General features: G+C 66.4%; 14 protein-coding genes. 6 read left to right on the top strand and 8 right to left on the bottom strand.

Translation table 11 applies throughout. The annotated features are described in order from the left end of the window. Positions 1-10 precede the first annotated feature (10 nt). On the bottom strand, positions 11-2,626 hold the full coding sequence (cphA, locus tag CQ050_RS00965; RefSeq protein ID WP_105554994.1) for a cyanophycin synthetase: 2,616 nt from the start codon (positions 2,624-2,626) through the stop codon (positions 11-13). A 269-nt stretch (positions 2,627-2,895) separates the two neighbouring features. On the opposite strand from cphA, the gene CQ050_RS00960 reads away from it, so the two are divergent. Beyond that, the gene (locus tag CQ050_RS00960; RefSeq protein WP_105554993.1) at positions 2,896-5,181 is read left to right on the top strand and encodes an ABC transporter ATP-binding protein; all 2,286 of its coding nucleotides are present in this window, start codon (positions 2,896-2,898) and stop codon (positions 5,179-5,181) included. Between the two features lie 21 nt (positions 5,182-5,202). Further along, positions 5,203-5,673, top strand: coding sequence for a DUF1854 domain-containing protein (locus tag CQ050_RS00955; protein ID WP_105554992.1), 471 nt, complete (start codon positions 5,203-5,205; stop codon positions 5,671-5,673). 51 nt (positions 5,674-5,724) lie between these two features. On the opposite strand, the gene CQ050_RS00950 is transcribed toward CQ050_RS00955, so the two are convergent. Then, positions 5,725-6,855, bottom strand: coding sequence for a GNAT family N-acetyltransferase (locus tag CQ050_RS00950; RefSeq protein ID WP_105554991.1), 1,131 nt, complete (start codon positions 6,853-6,855; stop codon positions 5,725-5,727). A gap of 97 nt (positions 6,856-6,952) precedes the next feature. On the opposite strand from CQ050_RS00950, the gene CQ050_RS00945 reads away from it, so the two are divergent. From CQ050_RS00945 to CQ050_RS00930, 4 genes are all read left to right on the top strand, one after another. Continuing rightward, positions 6,953-7,777: a ferritin-like domain-containing protein gene (locus tag CQ050_RS00945; RefSeq protein ID WP_105555548.1), complete on the top strand. Its 825-nt coding sequence runs from the start codon at positions 6,953-6,955 to the stop codon at positions 7,775-7,777. Positions 7,778-7,832: 55 nt separating this feature from the next. Then, complete coding sequence (locus CQ050_RS00940; protein WP_105554990.1) at positions 7,833-9,056, top strand: lytic murein transglycosylase; 1,224 nt, start codon at positions 7,833-7,835, stop codon at positions 9,054-9,056. A 112-nt stretch (positions 9,057-9,168) separates the two neighbouring features. Further along, complete coding sequence (locus tag CQ050_RS00935; RefSeq protein WP_105554989.1) at positions 9,169-9,582, top strand: YidB family protein; 414 nt, start codon at positions 9,169-9,171, stop codon at positions 9,580-9,582. A gap of 20 nt (positions 9,583-9,602) precedes the next feature. Beyond that, positions 9,603-10,592: a DUF4434 domain-containing protein gene (locus CQ050_RS00930; protein ID WP_369868245.1), complete on the top strand. Its 990-nt coding sequence runs from the start codon at positions 9,603-9,605 to the stop codon at positions 10,590-10,592. 7 nt (positions 10,593-10,599) lie between these two features. Here the strand turns inward: CQ050_RS00930 and CQ050_RS00925 are convergent, their stop codons facing one another. Genes CQ050_RS00925 through CQ050_RS00900 form a run of 6 tightly spaced genes read right to left on the bottom strand, consistent with a single transcriptional unit; the run spans position 10,600 to position 16,868 of the window. Then, positions 10,600-11,730, bottom strand: coding sequence for an acyl-CoA dehydrogenase family protein (locus tag CQ050_RS00925; protein ID WP_105554987.1), 1,131 nt, complete (start codon positions 11,728-11,730; stop codon positions 10,600-10,602). A gap of 9 nt (positions 11,731-11,739) precedes the next feature. Next, entirely contained in the window at positions 11,740-12,414 is a 675-nt protein-coding gene (locus CQ050_RS00920; protein ID WP_105554986.1) for an alginate O-acetyltransferase AlgF, read from the bottom strand. Positions 12,415-12,417: 3 nt separating this feature from the next. Continuing rightward, positions 12,418-13,887: an AMP-binding protein gene (locus tag CQ050_RS00915; protein WP_105554985.1), complete on the bottom strand. Its 1,470-nt coding sequence runs from the start codon at positions 13,885-13,887 to the stop codon at positions 12,418-12,420. 31 nt (positions 13,888-13,918) lie between these two features. Continuing rightward, positions 13,919-14,158 carry an acyl carrier protein gene (locus CQ050_RS00910; RefSeq protein ID WP_105554984.1) on the bottom strand — a complete coding sequence of 80 codons (240 nt, stop codon included), beginning with the start codon at positions 14,156-14,158 and terminating at the stop codon, positions 13,919-13,921. Positions 14,159-14,183: 25 nt separating this feature from the next. Beyond that, positions 14,184-15,764 (bottom strand): MBOAT family protein, encoded by a 1,581-nt coding sequence (locus CQ050_RS00905; protein WP_105554983.1) that lies wholly within the window; start codon positions 15,762-15,764, stop codon positions 14,184-14,186. 9 nt (positions 15,765-15,773) lie between these two features. Continuing rightward, on the bottom strand, positions 15,774-16,868 hold the full coding sequence (locus CQ050_RS00900; protein ID WP_199196704.1) for a cell division protein FtsQ: 1,095 nt from the start codon (positions 16,866-16,868) through the stop codon (positions 15,774-15,776). Between the last annotated feature and the right edge of the window lie 4 nt (positions 16,869-16,872).

The following is a 16,872-nucleotide window of genomic DNA, read 5'->3' as shown; positions in this document are numbered from 1 at the left end:
GGTATTCCTGTCAGTATTGTTGAATCCAGCGGCGGACCAGATCGATGGTGGGGCCGGAGAATGCTTCGTCGGACTGCAGCAGGGCGAAGTCGCCGGCCGCAATGCCGTTCAGCACGCTCTCGATGGCCTTGCCATGGTCGGGCTCATCCTGGATGTCTTTCACGCGGCTGCCTTGCGACAGGCCCTGGCGCAGCAACGCGCGCGCCTCGCCCTCGGGGCGCTTGCTGTTGACCGTCTTGTCGTCGTAGAGCACGACGCGATCAAACGCGTCGCCCAGCAAGCGGCCCTGCTCGATCAGGTCCGCGTCGCGGCGGTCGGCGCCGGCGGAATAGACCACGGCGCGGGTTGCCGACGGGAACTGGTCGATGGCCTGGATCAGGGGGCGCAGCGCCGAGGCGTTGTGCACGTCGTCCACCACTACCGTGCCGCCGTTGCGTTCGAACAGCGTGAATTGCCACGGCGCGTCGGCCTGGTCGATGTCGAAGGTTTCGATGCCGGCGCGGATGAGTTCCACGGGTATGTCCAGCGCCCAGGCGGCGCCCACCGCGGCCAGCACGTTTTCAACCTGGAAGGCAACGCGGCCGCCATGCGTCAACGGGATCGCGGCCACGTCGGCCAGCCGTTCTTCGCGGGCGCCCTGGGCCAGAATGATGCTGCCGTCACGCACGAACACGGCGCGGCCGTCCTGTTGCAGATGGGCGGCGATGGCGGGCAGGGCAGGGTCGATGCCGAAGAAGATCACGGCGCCGTCGCAGAGCTCGGCCATTTCGACCACGCGCGGATCGCGCGCATTGAGGACCGCGGCGCCGGTGGGCAGAACCACGTCGACCTGCGTACGGAACACATTGAACATGCGCTCCGTTTCGTTGATGTCGAAGTCGCCCAGATGGTCGGCGTCGTCGATGTTGGTAACCACGCCGACCTGGCAGCGGTCATAGGCCAGGCCTTGGCCCAGAATGACGCCGCTGTCGTTTTCGATGACGGCCGCATCCACATTGCGGTTCATCAGCAGGCGGGTGCCCGACGCGAAGTCGGCGCGATCGCCTTTTTGCACCAGGCGGCGGTCCAGGTAGAGGCCTTCGCTGCAGGCCAGGCCGGTGCGCTTGCCCGACAGGTGCAGCAGACGGGCCACCAGGCGCGCCACCACGGTCTTGCCGTTGGTGCCGGTAACGCCCACGATGGGGATGCGGCCGGCGTCGCCTTCGGGGAACAGATGATCGACGATGGCGCGGCCCACCGGGCGCGGCGTGCCGTCGGCCGGCTTCAGGTGCATCAGCAGGCCCGGGCCGGCGTTGACTTCCACGATGGCGCCGCGCTGTTCCGCGAGCGGCCGGGAGATGTCCTCGGCCACCAGGTCGACGCCGGCGATGTCCAGGCCCACCACGCGGGCGGCCAGCGTCACGGTGGCGGCGATGCTGGGATGCACGCGGTCGGTCACGTCGAAGGCGACGTTGCCGCTGCGCTGCACCAGCACGCGCTGGCCGTCCTGGGGAACGCTGTCTTCGGACAAGCCCTGGCGGGCGATCTCGAGGCGGGCGGCGGAATCCAGGCGCACCGGATTCAGCGGATGGTTCTCGGTGCGGCCGCGGCGGGGGTCGGTGTTGATCTGGCTGTCGATCAGCTCGGTGATGGTCGACTTGCCGTCGCCGGTCACCCAGGCCAGTTCGCCGGCGGCGGCAGCTACCATGCGGTTGCCCACCACCAGCAGGCGGTGTTCGTTGCCCAGCACGAAGCGCTCGACAATGACGCCGCTGCCTTCGTCCACCGCGACGCGGTAGGCGGAAACGACTTCGTCGCGGGTCGTCAGGTTGGTGAACACGCCGCGGCCATGGTTGCCGTCATAGGGCTTGACCACGACGGGCAGGCCGATGTCTTCGGCGGCTTCCCAGGCGTCGTCCTCGCTGCGCACCAGGCGGCCTTCCGGCACCGGCACGCCGCAGGTCGACAGCAGCTCTTTGGTCAGGTCCTTGTCGCGCGAGATCCCTTCGGCGATGGCGCTCGTGCGGTCGGTTTCGGCCGTCCAGATCCGGCGCTGGGCGGAACCGTAGCCGAACTGCACGAGGTTGCCTTCGAACAGGCGGATATACGGGATGTCGCGGTCGTCGGCGGCATCCACGATGCAAGCCGTGCTGGGGCCCAGGCAATGCTTGTCCACCAGGCTGCGCAGGCGGGCGACGGTAGCCGGCACGTCGAACGGGCGGTCTTCGATGGCCGCCATGACCAGGTCGCGGGCTTCGTTCAGGGCGGTGCGGGTGACCTGTTCCTGCCAGGCGCGCACAACAACCTTATAGACGCCCCGGGTCGAGGTTTCCCGGGCTTTGCCAAAACCGCCGCGCAATCCGGCCAGGTTCTGCAATTCCAGGGTGACATGTTCAAGAATGTGGCCGGGCCAGGTGCCTTCTTTCAGGCGGGCCAGGAAGCCTCCGCGTACGCCTGGGCTGCAACGGTGCTCGATCAGGGTCGGCAACCAGTTGGAGAGGCGCTCGTAAAACCCGGGAATGGTGTTGGACGGAAAGTCTTCCAGTTCACCAATATCCACCCATGCTTCAAGGACCGGGCGATACGTCCAAATGTTCGGGCCGCGCAAAGCCACGACATCGAGAAATTCAATGTCTTTCTTTTTCATGTTTTAATTTACTTGAGAAGCAGGTTGGCACGCGCGGACGCCCCTATGTAAGACCGCGAATTTATTACGAATTTTTGGGGTTGCGCTGTAAGAATAATGCCAACGAGTGGGGGATCCCAGATATTCCTAATTAGAAAAATCGGCTGCTACTATACGACGCCTTCAAGGCGTGAACTCGTTGTGTTGTAAGGAAGGGACACGTTTGCCGCCGTGGGTGGTAAACCGGTTGCCGCCTAGTAGGGCAGAGTCCTGGCCCGGTATGCGTTCCAATGAAAAAACCACACCTGCTTTCCGGCCTTGCCGATGCCTTTCCTGCCCGCTGGCGGGACGAAATCCGCGCTGAATTGGCGGAGGGCGAAAGCCTGCTGGCCTGGGTTGAAATAGACCTGGACCAGCGGCTGAAGTTCCAGCCTGGGCTGATCGCGGCCACCGACCGGCGCCTGCTGGCCCGTAATGCCGAGGACAACGGCTGGGAATCGTGGGTCTATGGCCCCCAATTAACGCTAAACCTGTCCGATCACGCCGGCGCCGCCGTGCTGGAGCTTCACGACGACAACGCCCGTCTGGCGGTCTGGCGGTTTACGCTGGCCCGCAATCCGGCCGCGCTGCGCCTGTTGGCCCAATTCGAGGCGCAGCAGGCGATCCGGCTGTCCGGCCTGCCGGAACAGGAACGGGCAGAGCGTACCTGCACCAACTGTAATAACGTCATTCCCGCCGACGAGGAAGAATGCCCCGCCTGTCACCAGTCGCAGGCGGCGCCGTCCACCACCTGGGCGCTCCTGCGCCTGTGGCGCTTCGCCCGGCCGTACCGCGGCCCGTTGCTGGCCGGCTTCATCCTGACGCTGCTGGGCACGGCCGCCACCCTGGTGCCGCCGTACCTGACCATGCCGCTGATGGACGATGTGCTGATTCCATTCCAGAACGGCGCGCCGATCGACTACAGCAAGGTCCGCCTGTATCTCAGCGGGCTACTGGCATCCGCCTTCCTGGCCTGGGGGCTGGGCTGGGCCCGAACCTACATCCTGGCCTGGGTCAGCGAACGCATCGGCGCCGATCTGCGCACGACCACCTATGAGCATTTGCAGCAGTTGTCGCTGGAGTATTTCGGCGGCAAGCGCACGGGCGACCTGATTTCGCGCATTGGCAGTGAAACCGACCGCATCTGCGTGTTCCTGTCGCTGCATCTGCTGGACTTCGCCAACGACATCCTGATGATCGTCATGACGGCGGTGATCCTGGTGTCGATCAACCCGTGGCTGGCGCTGGTCACGCTGGTGCCGCTGCCGTTCATCATCTGGATGATCCACGCGGTGCGCGACCGCCTGCGCCATGGCTTTGAAAAGGTCGATCGCATCTGGTCCGAAATCACCAACGTGCTGGCCGACACCATTCCGGGCATTCGCGTGGTGAAGGCGTTCGCCCAGGAAAAGCGCGAAGTCGCGCGTTTCCGCGAAGCCAACAACCGCAACCTGGAAGTCAACGACCGCGTAAACACGACCTGGTCGCTGTTTTCGCCCACCGTCACGCTGCTGACGGAGGTCGGTTTGCTGGTCGTGTGGATCTTCGGCATCTGGCAGGTCTCGCAAAAGCAGATCACCGTCGGTGTCCTGGCGGCGTTCCTGGCGTACATCGGGCGTTTCTACATGCGCCTGGATTCCATGAGCCGCATCGTTTCGGTTACGCAGAAAGCGGCGGCGGGCGCCAAGCGCATCTTCGACATTCTGGATCACGTATCCAGCGTGCCAGAGCCGCAGAATCCGGCCAAGCTGCCGCAGATCAACGGCCGCATCGAATTGCGCGACGTGGGTTTCCGCTATGGCAATCGCCAGGTCATCCGTGGCCTGGACCTGACCATCGCCCCGGGCGAAATGATCGGCCTGGTCGGCCACAGTGGTTCAGGCAAGAGCACGCTGATCAACCTGATCTGCCGCTTCTACGACGTGTCCGAAGGCGCGGTGCTGGTGGACGGCGCCGACATCCGCTCGGTGCGCGTGGCGGACTACCGCCGCAACATCGGGCTGGTGTTGCAGGAGCCGTTCCTGTTCTTCGGCACCATCGCCGAAAACATCGCCTACGGCAAGCCGGACGCGACGCGCGACGAGATCGTGGCCGCGGCCCGCGCCGCCCATGCGCACGAGTTCATCCTGCGCCTGCCGCACGGTTACGACTCACTGGTTGGCGAACGCGGCCAGGCCTTGTCCGGCGGCGAGCGCCAACGCATCTCGATCGCCCGCGCGTTGCTGATCGACCCGCGCATCCTGATCCTGGACGAGGCGACGTCGTCGGTGGACACCACGACCGAGAAGGAAATCCAGAAGGCGCTGGACAATCTGGTGCGCGGCCGCACCACTATCGCCATCGCCCACCGCCTGAGCACGCTGCGCAAGGCCGACCGACTGGTCGTGCTGGACCGTGGCCAGATCGTGGAGCAGGGGCCGCACGAAGAACTGATGGCCCGCGAGGGCGCCTACTATCGCCTCTACCAGGCGCAGGCGCGCCAGGCGGAAGCCGACGCGCAGGCGTCGGGCAGCGAAGACATGGCCGCCGTGGCCTGACGCGGAACCGGGATTATCGTCATGACGTTGCCGACCTTTCAGCTGCGCCGCAACGCCTTCGGGCGTCTGGAATATCAATCCGCCGACGGCGAGATGCACGAAGGCGTCATCCCCGTGCGCGCGTTCCCGATCAGCGAAGCGGGCCGTGGCCTGTCGCTGGTGACGAGCGATGGCCACGAGCTGCTCTGGATCGAACACTTGTCCGATGTGCCTGAGGGGCCGCGCGCGCTGATCGAAGAAGAGTTGGCGGGCCGGGAATTCATGCCCGAGATCCGCAAGCTGGCCAGCGTGTCCACGTACGCCACGCCCAGTACCTGGAAGGTGGAAACGGACCGCGGCCCCACGTCTTTCGTGCTGCGCGGCGAAGAAGACATCCGCCGCCTCAGCCCGCAAACCCTGCTGATCGCCGACAGCCACGGCATCTTCTACCTGGTGCGCGACATCCTGTCGTTGGACAAGCACAGCCGCAAGATGCTGGACCGCTTCCTCTAAGGCTCAAGCCCGGTCTTTCCTGGCAACCGGCCGGGGCCGGGTCGGCGCGGGCTACTCGCTGCGCTTGAACGGCGTGTGGCCTTCCAGTTCACCCAGGTAATCCGTCACGGCCGAAGTCTCTTCGTCCAGGAAGTTCTGGATCGCTTCGGCAAAACCGGGATGGGCGACCCAATGCGCGGACCACGTAGGCGTGGGCAGCAGCCCGCGCGCCATCTTGTGTTCACCCTGCGCACCGCCTTCGAAGCGGGCGATGCCGTGCGCGATGCAGTATGCGATCGACTGCATATAGCAGGTCTCGAAGTGCAGTCCCGGCACATATTCCGTCGCCCCCCAATAGCGGCCGTAGAGCGCATCGCCGCCCGCCAGGTTCAGTGCCGCCGCGACCGGCTGGCCGCCGCGCTCGGCCAGGATCAGCACGAAGGCGTCGGGCTGTTCGCGGTGCGCGCGCACGAAGAAATCGCGGTTCAGATAGGGCGGGTTGCCGTGCTGGAAATAGGTGCGGCAATAGCAGTCGTAGAAGAAGCCCAGGTCGGCGTCGCCGATCTCGGTGCCGCGCAGCCAGCGGTACGACAAGCCGGCCGCCGCGACCTTCTTGCGGTCTTGCCGGATCTTCTTGCGCTTGTCGTGGCTCATCAGCGCCAGGAATGCGTCGAAGTCCGCATAGCCGGCGTTGGTCCAATGGAATTGCACGCTTTCGCGAATCATGAAGCCGGCGTCGCGCAGCGCGTGCATGTCGGCGTCCGACGGGAACAGCACATGCAGGGACGACACCTTGACCTCTTCGGCAAAGGCGACCAGGCCGCGCACGAGCGTCGCACGGTCTTCGTCGCTGGATGCCAGCAGGCGCGGCCCCGTCACCGGGGTGTAGGGGATGGCCGACAGCAACTTGGGGTAGTAGCGCATGCCGTGGCGCTGGAACGCGTCGGCCCAGGCATAGTCGAACACGTACTCGCCGCGGGAATGCGATTTCAGGTAGAGCGGCGTGGCCGCGGCCAGCACGCCGCCGCGCCACAGCGCCAGGTAATGCGGCGCCCAACCCGTGCCGGGCGACGCGCAGCCGGTCTCGTGCATGGCGCGCAGGAAGGCGTGCTGCAGAAAGGGCTGATCGCCGGCCAGCGCGTCCCATTGCTGGGCGTCGATGCGGGACAGGTCGGTTTCGATGGTCAGGCGCAGGGAATCCATCCGTGAATGATAAAGTCATCGCCAACGCACGGTACTGAAACCGTGGGTTTTGTCAGGGTTTGAAGCGGTGTCGCGCCGCTTGGGGTTTGCAATCATCATGGACAGCAACACGATGCCTTCCCGCCAGGAAGGGCCGCATGCCGACTGCCTGCGCGGGCAGGCGCTGGCGGCTTTGGCCGCGTTGGAATGGCCCGAGAAAATGGCGGCGGTGCGCGCCATCGCCGATACCGCGGCACTGGACCGCCAGCGGGAATTCGTGGCGCCCGCCGGCTTGCCCGGCCGTCCGGCGCGGCCCGAACTGGTCGCGCCCGCGCAGGTCAAGCACCGTTCCATGGCCACCCAGGAAGGGCGCGCGGCGCTGCTGCATGCGCTGGCCCACATCGAATTCAACGCGGTTAATCTGGCGCTGGACATCCTTTGGCGCTTTGCCGGCATGCCAGATGCGTTCTACCGGGATTGGCTGCGCGTCGCCCGCGAAGAGGCCTATCACTTCGACCTGCTGCGCCAGCGGCTGGCTGCGCTGGGTTTCGCCTATGGCGATTTCCCGGCGCACAACGGCCTGTGGGACATGGCCGAACGGACGCGCGACGATCTGCTGGCTCGCCTGGCGCTGGTGCCGCGCACGCTGGAGGCGCGCGGCCTGGACGCCTCGCCCATGATCCGCAACAAGCTGGCCGGCGCGGGCGATGCGGAAAGCGCGGCCATCGTCGACATTATCTTGCGCGACGAAATCGGCCACGTCGCCATCGGCAACTTCTGGTTCAAGCGGCTCTGCGCCGAAGCCGGGCAGGAACCCGTCGCCTGCTATGCCGAGTTGGCGCGGCGTTACGACGCGCCCCGGCTGCGCGGCCCGTTCAACCTGGAGGCGCGCCGCGCTGCGGGTTTCGACGACGATGAACTTGCCGCATTGCAAGCGGGCTGACCGGGTTCGTCCCGCATCCACCCGCCCACGCCGACTATCCCAAGGACTACCGAACATGAAATCCCTGTTGGCTACCGCGCTATCCGGCGCCGCCCTGACCCTGTTGACGGGCGCCGCGCAGACCGCGCATGCGGCGGAACCCTTTGCGGCCTGCCTGTCGCAACTGCGCGGCCCCGCGCTCAAGGCGGGCGTGTCCGGCGCCACCTTCGATGCGCACACGGCCGGCTTGACGCCCGACATGGCCGTGATCGGCCTGCTGGACGCCCAACCCGAGTTCAAGACACCGATCTGGGACTACATGGCCGGGCTGGTTGATGACGAACGCGTGTCGGACGGGCAGGCGGGCATGGCGCGCTGGCAGTCCGAGCTGGCGCGCGCGGCGTCGCGCTACGGCGTGGACCCGGCCACGATCGCGGCCGTATGGGGCGTGGAGAGCAATTTCGGCCGCACGCTGGGCGGCCGCCCGCTGCTGACGTCGCTGTCCACGCTGTCGTGCTTCGGCCGTCGCCAGGCGTATTTTCGCGGCGAGTTCTTCGCCACCCTGAAGATCATCCAGGACGAGCACATTGCGCCCGATCGGCTGGTGGGGTCCTGGGCCGGCGCGTTCGGGCAGACGCAGTTCATGCCGTCCACCTATCTGCGGCTGGCCGTGGACTTCGACGGTGATGGCCGCCGAGACCTGGTCGACAGCGTGCCGGATGCCCTGGCTTCCACGGCCAATTTCCTGAAGCGCGCCGGTTGGAACCCCTCGTTGGCCTGGGGCTACGAGGTCAGGCTTCCCGCCGGCACGGACACGGCGGGCGCGGGCCGCAAGAACAAGCGGCCGATGTCGTCGTGGGCCAGGCAGGGCGTGACCCGGGCGGACGGGCAGCCCTTGCCCGGTGGCGACACGCCTGCCGGCCTGCTGCTGCCCGCGGGCCGCAATGGCCCCGCCTTCCTGGTGACGCGCAATTTCGACGCCCTGTATTCCTACAACGCAGCCGAGAGCTACGCGCTGGCGATCGCCCATTTATCGGACAGGTTGCGGGGCGGCGGTCCGCTGGTGCAGGCCTGGCCGACGGACGACCCGGGTCTTTCGCGAGCGGAACGGCGCGAGCTGCAACGCCTGCTCATTGCCAAAGGCTATGACGTGGGCGAGCCCGACGGCATGATCGGCGCCCGTACGCGCCAGGCTCTGCAGGCGGCGCAGCGGGAGCTGGGTCTGCCGGCGGACGGCCGTGCCGGGCAGAAGGCGCTGAAAGCCTTGAAAGCATCGGCGACCGCCAAGGCGCCCGGTTGACCGGCCCGCGATTTACAAGTTTTGCAAAGATCCGGCCTCAGGTAACGGGGCTGACATGCGTTGCGCGCGCGGCGGCCCTATACTGTTTTTCCGACTTTCCAGGAGCATGGCGATGAGTCTGTTGGATACTTTGGCCTCGATGGCCGGCGGCGGTCAGCAAGGAGGCTCGGCATCGCTGTTGCCCGCGCTGATCGAGCAATTGAACAAATACCCGGGCGGTCTGAGCGGCTTGATCGCCAGCTTCCAGCAGGGCGGCTTGAGCGAGATCGTTGCGTCTTGGGTGGGCACCGGGCAGAACCTGCCCGTCAGTCCCGACCAGCTCGGGTCCGTGCTGGATCCTGGCGTCGTCAATGATCTGGCTGCCAAGACCGGCCAGGACACCGATTCCGTGCTGGGGTCGCTGTCTTCGCTGCTGCCGCAGTTGGTGGACAAGGCCACGCCGGAAGGCGCGGTGCAGCCGGGTCAGCCATTCAACCCGACCGACCTGCTGGCATCGCTGTCCGGCCTGTTCGGCAACCGCGGCTAAAGGCGGCACAGGATATTCTCCTGACACGCCGTCTGCCTGCATCCCCGTCCCGGCGGCGCCTGCTTCAGGCGCTAGCGCTGGGTGCGCTGGCGCCGCTGGCCGCCTGTGCGCCGCCACTGGCGCTGAACGCCACGTTCCTGCAATTGTGGCGCAGCCACCTGGACCTGAGCCCCGACGATTGGCGTGTGCGGCTGTCGGCTTATCGCCGACTGGGCTGCCGCGAGATCTTCCTGCAATGGGTGGGGCTGGAGGGCGGGCGTCCGGACGACTGGATGGCGCCCGATGCCGTGCTGGGCCACATCTTCGACGAAGCCGAACACCAGGGGCTCGGCGTGCATGTCGGGCTGCCCTACGATCAACGCTGGTGGGATGTGCTGGCGGGCAGGGACAAGGCGGCATTCACGGGCTTTCTGAACCAGACGCGCGCGCGTGGGGTGGCGTATATGGAATCCGCCCCGTGGTCCAAGCGCCGTGCGTTCCGGGGCTGGTATCTGCCCTACGAACTAGAGCAATACAACTGGGCGTCCGCCGAGCGCCAGGCGCAGTTGATTCCCTGGCTGGACGCGTTCTCGCGTACGGCGCAAGCCACCAGCCGAGGCGTTCCCTGCATCTCCACTTATCACAGCCGCCTGCCCGGTGAAGGGTCGCTGATGATGCTGTGGCGCGGCATCCTCGACCAGGTGCGCATCCACCCGATGATCCAGGACGGGGTGGGCGTGGCCGGCCTGGCGAACTATCAGGCGCTGGAGCCGTTGCACGACATGCTGCTTGCGCGCCGGGCCTCGTTCGACCTGGTCATGGAACTGTTCGAGGAACTGCCGTCGGGCAGTACCGACGGGTCCACGTTCAAGGCGCGCTCGGCTGATTTCACCCGCGTGAAGGCGCAGTGGGAAGTGGCGCGCGGCTACGGGGCCGAACGGGTCGTGGCGTTTGCGATGGACCCCTGGGTCATCGACGACACGCCGGAAGCGCGCGCCCTGATGCGCGCGTGGCTGGCGGCGCGCGTCTGAACGCGCGTCAGTTGAAACTGCGGCCGATGATCTCCAGCATGACTTCGCTGGTGCCGCCGAATATCCGCAGCGCACGCGCGTCGACCCAGGCGCGGCCGATGCCGTATTCCGCCATATAGCCGTAGCCGCCATACATCTGCAGCAGGTCGTCCAGCACGCGGCCCTGGATTTCGGTGGCGTTCAGCTTGGCGATGGCGGCCGTCGTGGGATCCAGTTCGCCCGCCATCTGGCGCGCCAGGCAGTCGTCCAGGAACACGCGCAGCATCGTGGTCTGCGCACGCGCGTTGGCCAGCTTGAAACGCGTGTTCTGATAGTCGATCACGCGGCGGCTGAAGACCTTGCGGTCGCGGGTGTATTGCGCGGCCTCGTCCAGCATGCCTTCGACCGAGGCGGCGGCGCGCAAGGCAATCGCCAGGCGTTCGCGCGCCAGTTCGCGGGTCATGTATTCAAACGCGGCGTTTTCCTGGCCCAGCAGGCAATCCGCCGGCACGCGGACGTCGTCGAAGTAGAGTTCGCAGGTGTCCTGGCTGTGCTGGCCGATCTTGTCCAGCGCCGCGCCCTTGGTGTAGCCGGGCAGGTTTTCCTCGACGCAGAATAGCGACAGGCCGCGCGCGCCCAGCTCCGGGTCGGTGCTGGCCAGCACGATGGCCAGGCCGGCATTGACGCCATTGGTGATGAAGGTCTTCTGTCCATTGAGCACATAGCTGTCGCCGTCGCGGCGCGCCCGCGTGCGGATGGCCTTCAGATCGCTGCCAGCGCCCGGTTCCGTCAGGGCGATGGCGCCGATTACCTCGCCGCGCGTCATCGGCGGCAGCCAGCGTTCCTTTTGCGCGTTGGTGCCGAAGTTCAGCAGATAGGGCGACACCATGTCGGAATGGATCGAAAAGCCGATGCCCAGGAAGTTGGCGTGGGCCAGCGCTTCGATCACGACCGTGGCGTGGCCGAAGTCGCCGCCCAGGCCGTACGGGTCGGGCAGAGCGCAGTTGAGCAGGCCTTCTTCGCCTGCGCGCCGCCAGAGCGAACGCGGCGTGACGCCGGCCTTTTCCCATTCGGCATAGTGGGGCGCGATCTCGTTGGCGACAAAGCGCCAGACCTGATCGCGGAACAGTTCGTGGTCATCCCGGAAAACGCGGCGCATGACGTCTCCTTAGCGGCGGTAGGGGTCCGTGGTGCTGACCTGGCCGCGCAGTATTGGCGCGGCCGCGGACCCGGTCAGGAACAGGCTGTAGTGGTCGCCGGGCTGCAGGGCAGGCAGCGACATCGTGGGGGAGGCTGCCGCGCCGCAGCCTGCGGCCAGCGTGGCACTGACGGGGTTGATGGCGCGTGCCGCGGCCGCGCCCGGTTTCACGTCCTGGAACAGCACGGGTCCGGACGGGCTGACGCCCAACTGGCCGGCGGGGCAGTCGGCCGCCAGGTTGTAGAAGCGTAGCTCTGCCTTCAGCGCGTCCTGCGCGCCATTGCTGTCGTCGACAACGGCGAACGTCAGTTTGCCGTCCACGCGCCGTGGAATCAGCGTGCTGAAGGTGTCGGGGGCCACTTGCAGGCTGGCCGCGGGCTTGCCGTCCACCTGCACGGTGAAGGCCTGGTTGCCTTTTACGATGGCGTAGGTCGTGGCGGGCTTGGCCGCGCCCGCTTCCTGCGCCGGCCCGTCGGCGATCTGCACACGCAGCGGCGTGGCGGCAGGGTTCACGATGCGCACGAATGAGGATCCGGCGGGTGGCCGGGCGGCGTAGAGCTGCGCGAACGCGCCTTCGGCCGCCGCGTTGCCGGCCATGGCGGCCAGCGCGACGGCAAGCGCCGCATTGCGAAAAAGGGTGGGCATGATTCAGGGCTCCGGTTTTTTGCTGAGGCGGGCGTCCAGGTACAGGCGCTGCAGCTGTTTGCGGTCCGCCTTGTCCGTGCTGGTCGTGGGGAAGCGGTGGCAGGCGAGCAGCTCGGACGGGATCATGTAGGGCGGCAGGCGGCGTCCCAGCGCGGACTTCCAATCATGCAGTTCCGGCGGTAGCGGCTGCAAGCCGTCGGGGCCGGCCACTGCGGGTTCGACAAAGCCGATCAGCCGGACGATGGCGCCGTCGGGACGGCGCAGGGCGACGGCGGCGCCAGCGCGGGCGCCGGGCAGCGTGGCAATGGCTGCGTCGATCTCGGCGAGTTCGATGCGATAGCCGTGCAGTTTGATCTGGTCGTCGACGCGGCCACGGAAGGTGACCAGGCCTTGCGCGTCGATCTCACCCAGGTCGCCGCTGCGGTACCCACGCTTGCCGTTGCGCACGAACATGCGCGACGCGTTCAGGTCGGGGCGGTTCAGGTAGCCGCGCATGACGTGGTCGCCCGCGATGTTGATTTCACCGTTTTCGATGAAAACGTCCGCATACGGTTTGGCACGGCCGATGGGGAAGGGATTGGGCGCGGCCGCGCGCAGGTTCGAGTCAATTTCTACCCAGGTCGTAGAGCAGGTGGCCTCCGTCGGTCCGTAGGAATTGATGATGCGGACGTGCGGAAACCGCTGCCACAGTGCGTCAGTCAGGGAGGGCGTCAGGGATTCCGCGCCAAACACGAAGACGCGCAGGTCGGGCAGATGCGCGTGATCGAACTCGGGATTGAACAGCTGCTGCCGCACGAACGACGGTGTCGAGGCCCAGACACTGACGCGGGAATCGGCCAGGTACCGGAGGAAGGCGTCGCGTTCGGCGATGATCTCGCGCGGGCACAACACGCAGGTGCCGCCCAGCGCCAGCGCGCCGACCCAGTTGAACAACGAAAAGTCGAAGCTGAACAGCATCTGGTCCATGAACGCGGGCGCGGGGCCCAGGCCCAGGCAGTCGCGGATCCAGCCTGCGAACAGCGTGACGCTTTCGCGGCCGATCTGCACGCCCTTGGGATCGCCTGTGCTGCCGGACGTGAACATGATGTAGGCCAGTCCCGCTTCGGCAAGCGGCGCCGGCGCGGCGCAGCCGGGCTGGAATGTGCGGGCTTGCGCGTCGTAGCGCAGGCCCGCACGCACCAGCTCGCCGATGCGCGCGATGCGGTCGGGCGGATTGATGACGTCCACGGGCACGAAGGGCGCGCCCAGCCGCAGGCACCCCAGGATGGCCACCAGGAACGCGGTTTCCTTGTGGCCCGAGATCGCAAGCGGCACGCCCGCCGTGGCGCCGGCCTGGCGTGCGGCCTGTTCCCACGCTTCGGTGGCGGCCTTCAACTCGCCCCATGTCGTGGCGCCTTGCGCGTCGACGACCGCGATGGCGGCGGCGTCGACCGCAGCGTCGGCAAAATCATAGGTGTTGAAATCGAAACGCATGATCCCGTCCTCCTGGCTGCCGGCGTGCGCCTCAAGCGCGGGCGTTCTCCGCGATGAATGCGGCAAGCGTATGCACCGATTCCAGGTGCACGTCGATTTCGGTCGGCGGGATCTTGCAGCCGAATTCGCGTTCCACGGCCAGGGCCAGGTCCACGGCGGCCAGCGAATCCACCAGGCCGGAGTCGATCAGCAGTGTGTCCGGGTCGACCTTGGTCAGGATGATGTTCTCGATGATGTCCGAGACCTTGGTCTCGATCGCCTTGATGTCCATAGGGTGCTCCAGGACCGCGACGCGGTCAGAATTGAAAATAGAGGAACCGGGTTTCCTTGTGCAGGTTTACCAGGCAAAGAAAGAGCAACACCAGCATCGCGGCCAGCCAGGCCGCGTTGGGGCGCCAGCGCATGAAGGCGCGAGGCGCTTCCTGCGTTTTAAAGAGCGCGGGCGAATAGCGGCCCAGGATCTGGTGCGCATTGGGCGTGAACCACGCAATGCCCAGCAGCACGATCGCGTAGACCAGCTGCAGGTGGTGGCCCACGATGACGCGCCAGGCGTCGCCCCACGCCAGGCCGGCCACATGCGTGGACAGGTCCAGCGATTCCATGCCGCGCATGCCAACCATGCCTTGCATCAGCAGCATCGCGTCGCCCACGCCATGGGCGCGGAAGAACGCCTGCGCCACCAGCACCGCCACGAAGGTCAGCAGAATGCACAGGCCGCGCTTGACGGCGCCGACCTGGCGCGCCGCGGCGGGTTTTCGGCCCACGACGAAGATGCGCCAGGCATGGTTCACCGACAGGTACATGGCGTGCAGTAGTCCGAAGACGATGAACTGCAAGCCCGCGCCGTGCCACACGCCCGCCAACGTCATCGTGAACAGCGTGGGGACCACGATGCTGCTGGCGAATCCGCCCGGCGTGCGGATGCCCGCGGAGCCCACCGGCAGGTTGCGGTTGGTGCGCCATGTCGACACGGCCATCGCCACGGGGTAGTAAAGGTAGGCGGTGATGTAGCGGGTCAGCGTCATGTGCCAGCGGGCCCAGAAGTCGATGATGCTGCTGGCTTTGTAGGGCGAATTGAAGTTCAGCGGGAAACGGATGCCGAACATCTTGGCCAGGCCCAACGCCATGTCCGAATAACCCGAAAAATCGAAATACAGTTGCAGCGCGTAGCAGACGCTGGCGCCCCACGACCCCCAGAACATCAGTTCGCCCGGCGCGGCGAAGCCGGCGTCCGCATAGGGCGCGATGCCATCGGCCAGCAGCACCTTCTTGGCCAGTCCGATGACGAACAGCATGGCGCCGACCGACAGGTTTTCAGCCTTGAAGCGGTAGTTTTCGGCCTGCGCGAACTGCGGCATCATTTCTTTGTGATGCAGGATGGGGCCGGCGATCAAGTGCGGAAAGAACGTGACGAACAGCACATAGCTCAGCAGGCTGCGCTCTTTCACCACGCCGGCCTTGCAATCCAGCAGGTAGCCGATCTGCGTGAACGTGAAGAACGAAATACCCAGCGGCAGGATGATGTCGTCCATCGTCGTCTGGGTCACCCCCAGGTCGGTCAGGAAGTTCAGCAGCGTGGCGAAGTACTTGTAATGGAACAGCAGCACCAGGTCGGCGCCCACGCCCAGTCCCACGATCAGCCCCTGCAGCCGGGGCCGTCCCGCGTTGTGCAGGATCAACTGGCTGATCACGTAGTTGAACGCGATGGAGCCAGCCAGAAGCGCCACGAACTGCGGGTTCCACCAGCCGTAGAAGACCAGCGAGGTCAGACATAGCCACAACGCCGCCAGGCGCACGTTCAGCGGCCCCAGCGCGTAATAGACGGCCAGCGTGACCGGCAGGAAGATCAGCAGGAACAGGTAAGAGTTAAATAGCATCTTGGTTCGCTACGGCAGGCGGGCCAGCACGGCCTGTTCGTCCGGGGTCAGCGGCAGGGACAAGGCGTTTTCCGAGAATTCCCAGATCAGTACCTTCAGGCTCTTGGGCCATTGATCGCGCTGCTTCAGCGCGATCTGCAACGCTCCCGAGAACTGCCCGCCGTCCAGGCTCATGTTCCAGACTTCGCGGCCCAGGCCGATGCCCAGCCGTTCCGCGAACTGGCTGCGGCGGCCGTTGGACGTGCCTGCCAGCAGTACTTCCACGGGCGGCGCCTCGTCCAGCAGCCCGCCGGCGCGCACCGGTTCGATTCTCTGCTCCGATACCACTTCCAGTTCGGGACGCCAGCCCGGCCGCGCATGCTCCAGCCCTGCCAGCACGATCAGGTCGCCCATCCGCGTCGTGGCGGGCGTGGGCGCATCGGTCTTGAACGCTTGCGTGCCGGGGCCTTGCAGCAGGGGCAAGGCCGCCTCGGCCACACGCTGCGCGGCGGCCTTCGCGCCCTGCGCGTTCATGTGCACGTCGGTGCGGAAGAAGCGGGGGGCGGGCGCGGCGCGTAACGCGTCGCGCAGGTCCACGAAAGGCACGCCTTGCGCACGCAGGGCATCCTGCCATGCATCCAGCGTCTGGCGCATCGGCATCGACACCGGCAGGCCGCAGAGCCGGTCAGCTTCAATACGCGATTTATCCGGCACGGCAACGACCAGCACCTGTACCTGCTTCTTGCGCAGTTCATCCACCCAGTGCCGCATCAGGCGCAGGCGCTCATTGAAGACGTGGACGCCTGGCTGCGGGCGCAAGCCGTCGCGGTAGAACAGCCATTGCGGGCAGCCCATCGCGACCTGATCGCCCAGGTCGCCCAGCACGCGGTAGCGCACCGAGGCGTTCCAGGTGTCCACTTCCGGCTGCCTGGGCATATGCATGGCCTTGTTCAGCACGCTGCCCGCCGATCCGTCGGCCCACGCGGACGGCGACACCTCGGCCGGGCTGATCTTGGCGTCGACCAGGCACCAGGCGCCCCAGCCCAAGCCCATCGCCAGCAGCAACGCGACCACGCAGGCGCTCAGCCGGTGGCTGGGCGCGGCGGCTTTGTCAGAGGGTTCCACGGCG

Origin of the sequence: Achromobacter sp. MYb9 (genome assembly GCF_002975275.1) — a bacterium.
GTDB lineage: Bacteria > Pseudomonadota > Gammaproteobacteria > Burkholderiales > Burkholderiaceae_B > Achromobacter.
This window is presented reverse-complemented; position numbering and strand designations above follow the sequence as displayed.

What these genes read in the sequence shown, in the direction of transcription:
- CQ050_RS00905 (WP_105554983.1), bottom strand. Translation starts at nt 15,764, where the DNA reads ATGCTATTTAACTCTTACCTGTTCCTGCTGATCTTCCTGCCGGTCACG.
- CQ050_RS00920 (WP_105554986.1), bottom strand. Translation starts at nt 12,414, where the DNA reads ATGCCCACCCTTTTTCGCAATGCGGCGCTTGCCGTCGCGCTGGCCGCC.
- CQ050_RS00910 (WP_105554984.1), bottom strand. Translation starts at nt 14,158, where the DNA reads ATGGACATCAAGGCGATCGAGACCAAGGTCTCGGACATCATCGAGAAC.
- CQ050_RS00955 (WP_105554992.1), top strand. Translation starts at nt 5,203, where the DNA reads ATGACGTTGCCGACCTTTCAGCTGCGCCGCAACGCCTTCGGGCGTCTG.
- CQ050_RS00940 (WP_105554990.1), top strand. Translation starts at nt 7,833, where the DNA reads ATGAAATCCCTGTTGGCTACCGCGCTATCCGGCGCCGCCCTGACCCTG.
- CQ050_RS00960 (WP_105554993.1), top strand. Translation starts at nt 2,896, where the DNA reads ATGAAAAAACCACACCTGCTTTCCGGCCTTGCCGATGCCTTTCCTGCC.
- cphA (WP_105554994.1), bottom strand. Translation starts at nt 2,626, where the DNA reads ATGAAAAAGAAAGACATTGAATTTCTCGATGTCGTGGCTTTGCGCGGC.
- CQ050_RS00935 (WP_105554989.1), top strand. Translation starts at nt 9,169, where the DNA reads ATGAGTCTGTTGGATACTTTGGCCTCGATGGCCGGCGGCGGTCAGCAA.
- CQ050_RS00945 (WP_105555548.1), top strand. Translation starts at nt 6,953, where the DNA reads ATGGACAGCAACACGATGCCTTCCCGCCAGGAAGGGCCGCATGCCGAC.
- CQ050_RS00950 (WP_105554991.1), bottom strand. Translation starts at nt 6,855, where the DNA reads ATGGATTCCCTGCGCCTGACCATCGAAACCGACCTGTCCCGCATCGAC.
- CQ050_RS00925 (WP_105554987.1), bottom strand. Translation starts at nt 11,730, where the DNA reads ATGCGCCGCGTTTTCCGGGATGACCACGAACTGTTCCGCGATCAGGTC.
- CQ050_RS00915 (WP_105554985.1), bottom strand. Translation starts at nt 13,887, where the DNA reads ATGCGTTTCGATTTCAACACCTATGATTTTGCCGACGCTGCGGTCGAC.